At 58.1% G+C, this 7,088-nt stretch carries 6 protein-coding genes, 4 tRNA genes, 2 rRNA genes and 1 other annotated feature (1 of these 13 running past the window's edge); of the genes, 1 reads left to right on the forward strand and 11 read right to left on the reverse strand.

Annotated features, from left to right (window positions below):
* Positions 1 to 175: 175 nt before the first annotated feature.
* The 9 genes from rplA to HND92_RS17635 all read right to left on the reverse strand — a co-directional run bounded on the left by rplA (position 176) and on the right by HND92_RS17635 (position 4,152).
* Positions 176 to 871, reverse strand: a complete 696-nt coding sequence (gene rplA / locus HND92_RS17595; protein WP_011806987.1) for a 50S ribosomal protein L1 — start codon at positions 869 to 871, stop codon at positions 176 to 178.
* On the reverse strand, positions 872 to 1,303 hold the full coding sequence (gene rplK, locus HND92_RS17600) for a 50S ribosomal protein L11 (RefSeq protein WP_011806988.1): 432 nt from the start codon (positions 1,301 to 1,303) through the stop codon (positions 872 to 874).
* Positions 1,304 to 1,412: 109 nt separating this feature from the next.
* Positions 1,413 to 2,003, reverse strand: a complete 591-nt coding sequence (nusG, locus tag HND92_RS17605; RefSeq protein ID WP_011806989.1) for a transcription termination/antitermination protein NusG — start codon at positions 2,001 to 2,003, stop codon at positions 1,413 to 1,415.
* Positions 2,003 to 2,386 carry a preprotein translocase subunit SecE gene (secE, locus tag HND92_RS17610; protein WP_015914495.1) on the reverse strand — a complete coding sequence of 128 codons (384 nt, stop codon included), beginning with the start codon at positions 2,384 to 2,386 and terminating at the stop codon, positions 2,003 to 2,005. Before secE ends, nusG begins: the two co-directional genes overlap by 1 nt.
* 85 nt (positions 2,387 to 2,471) lie before the next feature.
* Positions 2,472 to 2,547 (reverse strand) — tRNA-Trp (locus HND92_RS17615).
* Between the two features lie 15 nt (positions 2,548 to 2,562).
* Positions 2,563 to 3,753: an elongation factor Tu gene (tuf, locus tag HND92_RS17620; protein WP_012655361.1), complete on the reverse strand. Its 1,191-nt coding sequence runs from the start codon at positions 3,751 to 3,753 to the stop codon at positions 2,563 to 2,565.
* A 75-nt stretch (positions 3,754 to 3,828) separates the two neighbouring features.
* Positions 3,829 to 3,903, reverse strand: a tRNA-Thr gene (locus HND92_RS17625).
* Between the two features lie 41 nt (positions 3,904 to 3,944).
* Positions 3,945 to 4,018 (reverse strand) — tRNA-Gly (locus HND92_RS17630).
* A gap of 48 nt (positions 4,019 to 4,066) precedes the next feature.
* Positions 4,067 to 4,152: transfer RNA gene (locus HND92_RS17635), tRNA-Tyr, on the reverse strand.
* Positions 4,153 to 4,370: 218 nt separating this feature from the next.
* Between HND92_RS17635 and HND92_RS17640 the strand changes: the two genes are divergently transcribed.
* Positions 4,371 to 5,602 (forward strand): IS3 family transposase gene (locus HND92_RS17640; protein WP_371814808.1). Its coding sequence is split into 2 segments (ribosomal slippage): positions 4,371 to 4,662 and positions 4,662 to 5,602, totalling 1,233 coding nucleotides; the frame shifts between segments, so codons are not numbered across the junction.
* Positions 4,649 to 4,765, forward strand: a sequence feature (AL1L pseudoknot). (Overlaps the previous gene by 117 nt.)
* A 234-nt stretch (positions 5,603 to 5,836) precedes the next feature.
* Here the strand turns inward: HND92_RS17640 and rrf are convergent.
* Both rrf and HND92_RS17650 read right to left on the reverse strand, forming a co-directional pair.
* Positions 5,837 to 5,949: ribosomal RNA gene (rrf, locus tag HND92_RS17645) — 5S ribosomal RNA — on the reverse strand.
* A 120-nt stretch (positions 5,950 to 6,069) separates the two neighbouring features.
* Positions 6,070 to 7,088: ribosomal RNA gene (locus HND92_RS17650) — 23S ribosomal RNA — on the reverse strand; it runs 1,855 nt beyond the window's last position.

Here is a 7,088-nt window from a genome sequence, read left to right on the forward strand (position 1 = left end):
TTTGGAACATGCATTCCATCTGCAGCGGGATCGCCATCTGCGTTGGCCTCCAAAGGTTTAAGTGCACCTTGCACACCAACGGTCTTGGATGGCCTGCCAGCCCTCAAAGGAGCTGTCAGCCCACCACATCAGACCTGCCGCCCTCATGGGCGCACCAGGTCTGAAGATTTCGCAATTACGCCGCGATGGTCTGCGTATCCACGCGGACGCCGACGCCCATCGTGGACGACACGGCTACCTTGCGCAGGTACACGCCCTTGCTGGTCGCAGGCTTGGCCTTGTTCAGCGCTTCGATCAGAGCTGCCAGGTTGCCCTGCAACTTGTCGTTGTCGAACGACCGACGGCCAATGGTGCTGTGCACGATACCGGCCTTGTCGACACGGAACTGCACCTGACCCGCCTTGGCGTTCTTCACGGCCGTCGCCACATCCGGCGTCACCGTGCCTACCTTGGGGTTCGGCATCAGACCGCGGGGGCCCAGGATCTGGCCCAGCGTACCCACGACGCGCATGGCATCGGGAGCAGCGATCACCACGTCGAACGGCATATCTCCAGCCTTGACCTGAGCGGCCAGGTCGTCCATGCCCACGATGTCGGCACCTGCGGCCTTGGCTTCTTCTGCCTTGGCGCCTTGGGCGAACACGGCAACGCGCGTCGTCTTGCCCGTGCCATTCGGCAGCACCACGGCACCACGCACCACTTGGTCCGACTTCTTGGCATCCACGCCGAGTTGCACAGCAACGTCGATGGATTCGTCGAACTTGGCAGTAGCGGCTTCCTTCACCAGAGCCACCGCCTCAGCGAAAGCGTACAGCTTGGTAGAGTCCACCTTGCCCTGCAGGGCCTTTTGCTTCTTGGTCAGCTTTGCCATTTACAGACCCTCCACCGTCACGCCCATCGAGCGAGCAGAACCAGCCAACGTGCGCACTGCCGCGTCAACGCTAGCAGCATTCATGTCCTTGAGCTTGGTCTTGGCGATCTCTTCGAGCTGTGCACGGGTGATCTTGCCCACCTTGGTGCTCAAGGCATTGGAAGAGCCCTTGTCCAGCTTGATCGCCTTCTTGATCAGCACCGTTGCGGGCGGCGTCTTGATGACGAAAGTAAAGCTCTTGTCTGCAAAAGCCGTGATCACCACGGGCAGCGGCAGACCAGGCTCGACACCTTGGGTTTGCGCGTTGAACGCCTTGCAGAACTCCATGATGTTGAGACCGCGTTGGCCCAGCGCGGGACCAATCGGAGGGGAGGGATTGGCCTTACCAGCTGGCACTTGCAGCTTGATGAAGCCGACGATTTTTTTCGCCATGTTTGCTCCTTGCGGGTATTAACGCCTGATCGTTCACCAGGCTCCCCGGGGTTACCGACTCTCTTCTCTCATCGCACCGAGTCGAAAAGCGCGAATACTTCAATGACGCTCAGGTCTTTTCGACCTGGGCAAATTCCAGTTCCACCGGGGTGGAGCGGCCGAAGATCATCACAGAAACGCGCAAGCGATTCTTCTCGTAATTCACTTCTTCTACGGAGCCGTTGAAATCGGTGAACGGACCTTCCTTGACCCGCACCAACTCGCCCACCATGAATTCGATCTTGTGGCGCGGCTTGTCCGTTCCCTGCTGCATCTGACTGACAATCTTCTGCACCTCTTCTTCGGAAATAGGCGCAGGGCGGTTCTTCACCCCGCCCACGAATCCTGTCACTTTGCTGGTGTGCTTCACCAAATGCCAGGTGTCATCGTCCATCACCATTTCGACGAACACATAACCAGGGAAAAGGCGACGCTCGGTAGTCTTGCGCTGGCCATTCTTCATTTCCACCACTTCTTCAGTGGGCACCAGAATGCGGCCGAACTTTTGCTGCATACCGGCGCGCGCAATGCGTTCCTGGATGTTGCGTTCTACCGCCTTCTCCATACCAGAATAGGCATGAACGATGTACCAGCGCAGATCTGGATTCACCGGAACATCCACCGGAGGCTGCACACCATTCGTGTCCACGGCATCCACCATCACTTCCTCCAGCCCAAGATCAAGTCGTACAGAACCCATTCCAAGGTCTTGTCCGTGAACCAAAGGAATAGCGCCATCACCACCACAAAAGCGAACACATAGCCCGTCATTTGCAGCGTTTCCTTGCGCGTGGGCCAGACAACCTTCTTGACCTCACGCCACGCATCGCTTGCAAACCCGACGAACTGGCGTCCATGCTCGGAAACGAGAAAAACCGCCACAGCCAGCACTAGCCCCAACAGCAACACACCCCATTGAATCAGGGGCCCTTGCTTACCCAGCAAATAGAAACCGGCAATGGACGCGAGAACAATCGCCACTGCCGCGAACAACTTTGCCTTGTCCGCACCAGTCGTGACCGTCTCAACCTGGGATGTGGCCATAGATGAATTCGCCTATTTGATCGCGCCTTACAAGACGCCGAAGCCCGCCAGGGGCTGGCGGGCTTGATTTGTTACCACCCTGAAGTGGCAGGGGCAGTAGGAATCGAACCTACAACCTTCGGTTTTGGAGACCGACGCTCTGCCAATTGAGCTATACCCCTTCGATCCCCACTAGATTACGCAATGATCTTGGCAACGACGCCAGCGCCCACGGTACGGCCGCCTTCGCGGATAGCGAAGCGCAGGCCTTCTTCCATGGCGATGGGGTTGATCAGCTTCACAGTGATCGACACGTTGTCGCCGGGCATCACCATTTCCTTGTCGGCCGGCAGCTCGATGGAGCCGGTCACGTCGGTGGTGCGGAAGTAGAACTGGGGACGGTAGTTGTTGAAGAAGGGCGTGTGACGGCCGCCTTCATCCTTGCTCAGCACGTACACCTCAGCCGTGAAGTGGGTGTGGGGCTTGATGGAGCCGGGCTTGCACAGCACTTGGCCGCGCTCGACGTCTTCGCGCTTGGTGCCGCGCAGCAGCAGGCCCACGTTGTCGCCAGCCTGGCCCTGGTCCAGCAGCTTGCGGAACATTTCCACGCCGGTGACGGTGGTCTTTTGCGTGTCGCGGATACCGACGATTTCGATTTCTTCGCCGACCTTGATGATGCCGCGCTCGACGCGGCCGGTCACCACGGTGCCGCGGCCGGAGATGGAGAACACGTCTTCCACGGGCATCAGGAAGGCACCGTCCACGGCGCGCTCAGGCGTGGGGATGTAAGTGTCCAGGGCTTCGGCCAGGCGCATGATGGCGGGCTCACCCTTGTCGGACTGGTCACCTTCCAGGGCCAGCTTGGCGGAACCGCGGATGATGGGGGTGTCGTCGCCGGGGAAGTCGTACTTGTCCAGCAGTTCGCGCACTTCCATCTCGACCAGCTCGAGCAGTTCCTCGTCGTCGACCATGTCGCACTTGTTCAGGAACACGATGATGTAGGGCACGCCCACCTGACGGGCCAGCAGGATGTGCTCGCGCGTCTGGGGCATCGGGCCGTCAGCGGCCGAGCACACCAGGATGGCGCCGTCCATTTGAGCGGCGCCGGTGATCATGTTCTTGACGTAGTCGGCGTGGCCGGGGCAGTCGACGTGGGCGTAGTGGCGGGTGGCCGTTTCGTATTCCACGTGCGAGGTGTTGATCGTGATGCCGCGCGCCTTTTCTTCAGGGGCGTTGTCGATCTGGTCGTAGCCCTTGGCTTCGCCGCCGAACTTCTTGGACAGCACCGTGGCGATAGCCGCCGTCAGCGTCGTCTTGCCATGGTCCACGTGACCGATCGTGCCCACGTTCACGTGGGGCTTGGTACGTTCAAACTTACCTTTTGCCATCTTTTCGACTCCGAAAAAATCTACACCAACACGACAAATATTGATGCACCCCAAACGGAGACGCACCTGAAACTGTGGTGCCCATGGCGGGAATCGGACCCGCGACCTCTCCCTTACCAAGGGAGTGCTCTACCACTGAGCCACATGGGCAACAAGGAGTCAAACTCCTCTTAACCAACCTATCCAAACCGTGGAGCGGGAGACGGGAATCGAACCCGCGTCATTAGCTTGGAAGGCTAGGGTTCTACCATTGAACTACTCCCGCAAGACCGAATTTCGCGCAAGTACGGTCCAACGCCTTCAACTCACAATTTGGTGGAGGGGACTGGATTCGAACCAGTGTAGGCGTAAGCCAACAGATTTACAGTCTGCCCCCTTTAGCCACTCGGGCACCCCTCCGAAGAATTTAGAAGTATACAGCCTTTTTGATCCTTGCGTCGATATCACTATTTTTTGTTTTAGGCGTGGCGGATCTTTATGCAGTCGGTGGCATCAGTTTGGCGAGCTAGCCGTTGAGTTCCAAGAGGTTGCTCAGGGGCGGCTGTTGGTTGAGTGGGCTGCTGCCTGTGAATCGCCCCGGGTTTTGAGGAGGCTCAACACTCTGAGAGGATTGAGCCATGAGCAAGTCGAACAAGTTCTCACCCGAGGTGCGTGAGCGGGCGGTGAGGATGGTGCAGGAACACCGGGGGGAGTACCCGTCGCCGTGGGCGGCCATCGAGTCCATCGCGCCGAAGATTGGATGCGTGCCGCAGACGCTGTACGAATGGGTCAAACGCGTCGAGGTCGACACTGGCGTGCGTGAAGGCATCACGACCAGTGAGGCCCAGCGGATGAAGGAGCTGGAGCGCGAGGTCAAGGAGCTGCGCCGGGCCAACGAGATATTGAAGCTGGCCAGCGCGTTTTTCGCCCAGGCGGAGCTCGACCGCCGGCTCAAGTCCTGAAGGATTTCATCGACAAGCATCGCGATGTCTTCGGGGTCGAGCCGCTCTGCAAGGTCTTGCAGGTCGCCCCGTCGGCATATCGAAGGCATGCGGCGCTGCTGCGTGAGCCTCACAAACGCTGCATCCGGGCTCAGCGCGATGATGTGATGGTCCCGGAGATTCAGCGCGTCTGGCAGGCCAACATGCAGGTCTACGGCGCCGACAAGGTGTGGCGGCAACTGACTCGCGAAGGCGTGACCGTGGCCCGCTGCACGGTCGAGCGATTGATGCGCCGGCTGGGCCTGCGCGGCGTGATGCGCGGCAAGGTCGTGCGCACCACGATTGGCGATTCCAGGGCGCCATGTCCGCTGGACCGAGTGAATCGGCAGTTCCGTGCCGAGCGGCCGAACCAGTTGTGGGTCAGCGATTTCACGTACGTCTCGACCTGGCAGGGCTGGCTGTACGTGGCCTTCGTCATCGATGTGTTTGCCAGGCGTATCGTCGGCTGGCGAGTGAGCAGTTCGATGCGAACGGACTTCGTACTCGACGCGCTGGAGCAGGCTCTATATGCCCGGCAGCCGGAGCGCGATGGAAGCCTTGTTTGTCATTCGGACAGAGGGTCGCAGTACGTCAGCATTCGCTACACCGAACGACTGGCAGAAGCCGGCATCGAGCCGTCTGTGGGCAGCAAGGGCGACAGCTATGACAACGCCCTAGCCGAGACCATCAACGGCCTCTACAAGGCCGAGCTGATTCACCGCCGAGCGCAATGGAAAACCAAGGAGGCCGTGGAGTTCGCAACGCTCGAATGGGTGTCGTGGTTCAACCACCATCGCCTGCTCGAACCCATCGGGTATATCCCGCCTGCAGAGGCTGAGGCAAACTACTACCGGCAACTCGCCAGTCAGAACACCGAGGTGGTGGCCTGACTTAAACCAAACAGCCTCCGCGAATCCCGGGGCGATTCAGTCTTTGAAACCGGCAGGAGCCCAAACCGTCAACTCTTCAACTAGCACGTCTAAAGGGGGGCAGGTCGAATTGGCTGCAGATCTACAGGGCAACTGGGAGTTGTGAATGCTGTGCGCCGGCCGATGTTGACCGTGCAAGCCAAAAGCAAAACGCCCTCCCACTGTTGTAGTGGGAGGGCGGTTTGGGCTGTAAGAGCCTGACGATGACCTACTTTCACACGGGAACCCGCACTATCATCGGCGCGAAGTCGTTTCACTGTCCTGTTCGGGATGGGAAGGAGTGGTACCAACTTGCTATGGTCATCAGGCATAAAGGGTTGCTGAGCAGTGAGGACTGCACAGCAAATTCATAGAGTCTGTGAATCAGCGTGGATTTGATTGCGTACTTGGCATAACAGTCTTGAGCTGCGATTGGCAGTCAAAGTTATAGGGTCAAGCCGCACGGGCAATTAGTACTGGTTAGCTTAATGCATTGCTGCACTTCCACACCCAGCCTATCAACGTCGTGGTCTACAACGACCCTTCAGGGGGCTCAAGGCCCCGGCAGATCTCATCTTGAAACGAGTTTCCCGCTTAGATGCTTTCAGCGGTTATCTCTTCCACACTTAGCTACTCGGCAATGCCACTGGCGTGACAACCGATACACCAGAGGTGTGTCCACTCCGGTCCTCTCGTACTAGGAGCAGGCTTCCTCAAATCTGCAGCGCCCACGGAAGATAGGGACCAAACTGTCTCACGACGTTTTAAACCCAGCTCACGTACCTCTTTAAATGGCGAACAGCCATACCCTTGGGACCGACTACAGCCCCAGGATGAGATGAGCCGACATCGAGGTGCCAAACACCGCCGTCGATATGAACTCTTGGGCGGTATCAGCCTGTTATCCCCAGAGTACCTTTTATCCGTTGAGCGATGGCCCTTCCATACAGAACCACCGGATCACTATGTCCTGCTTTCGCATCTGCTCGACTTGTCAGTCTCGCAGTTAAGCACGCTTATGCCATTGCACTATCGTCACGATGTCCGACCGTAACTAGCGTACCTTCGAACTCCTCCGTTACGCTTTGGGAGGAGACCGCCCCAGTCAAACTGCCTACCATGCACTGTCCCCGATCCAGCTAATGGACCTAGGTTAGAACCTCAAACGCACCAGGGTGGTATTTCAACGTTGGCTCCATGAGATCTAGCGACCTCACTTCAAAGCCTCCCACCTATCCTACACAGATCCGTTCAAAGTCCAATACAAAGCTACAGTAAAGGTTCATGGGGTCTTTCCGTCTTTCCGCGGGGAGATTGCATCATCACAAACATTTCAACTTCGCTGAGTCTCAGGAGGAGACAGTGTGGCCATCGTTACGCCATTCGTGCAGGTCGGAACTTACCCGACAAGGAATTTCGCTACCTTAGGACCGTTATAGTTACGGCCGCCGTTTACTGGGACTTCAAT

The sequence above is a fragment of the Diaphorobacter sp. JS3050 genome (assembly GCF_013154915.1).
Classification (GTDB): Bacteria; Pseudomonadota; Gammaproteobacteria; order Burkholderiales; family Burkholderiaceae_C; genus Diaphorobacter; species Diaphorobacter nitroreducens.

Coding starts and splice junctions, on each gene's coding strand:
- nusG (WP_011806989.1), bottom strand. CDS start 2,003: ATGGTGGATGCCGTGGACACGAATGGTGTGCAGCCTCCGGTGGATGTT.
- tuf (WP_012655361.1), bottom strand. CDS start 3,753: ATGGCAAAAGGTAAGTTTGAACGTACCAAGCCCCACGTGAACGTGGGC.
- rplK (WP_011806988.1), bottom strand. CDS start 1,303: ATGGCGAAAAAAATCGTCGGCTTCATCAAGCTGCAAGTGCCAGCTGGT.
- rplA (WP_011806987.1), bottom strand. CDS start 871: ATGGCAAAGCTGACCAAGAAGCAAAAGGCCCTGCAGGGCAAGGTGGAC.
- secE (WP_015914495.1), bottom strand. CDS start 2,386: ATGGCCACATCCCAGGTTGAGACGGTCACGACTGGTGCGGACAAGGCA.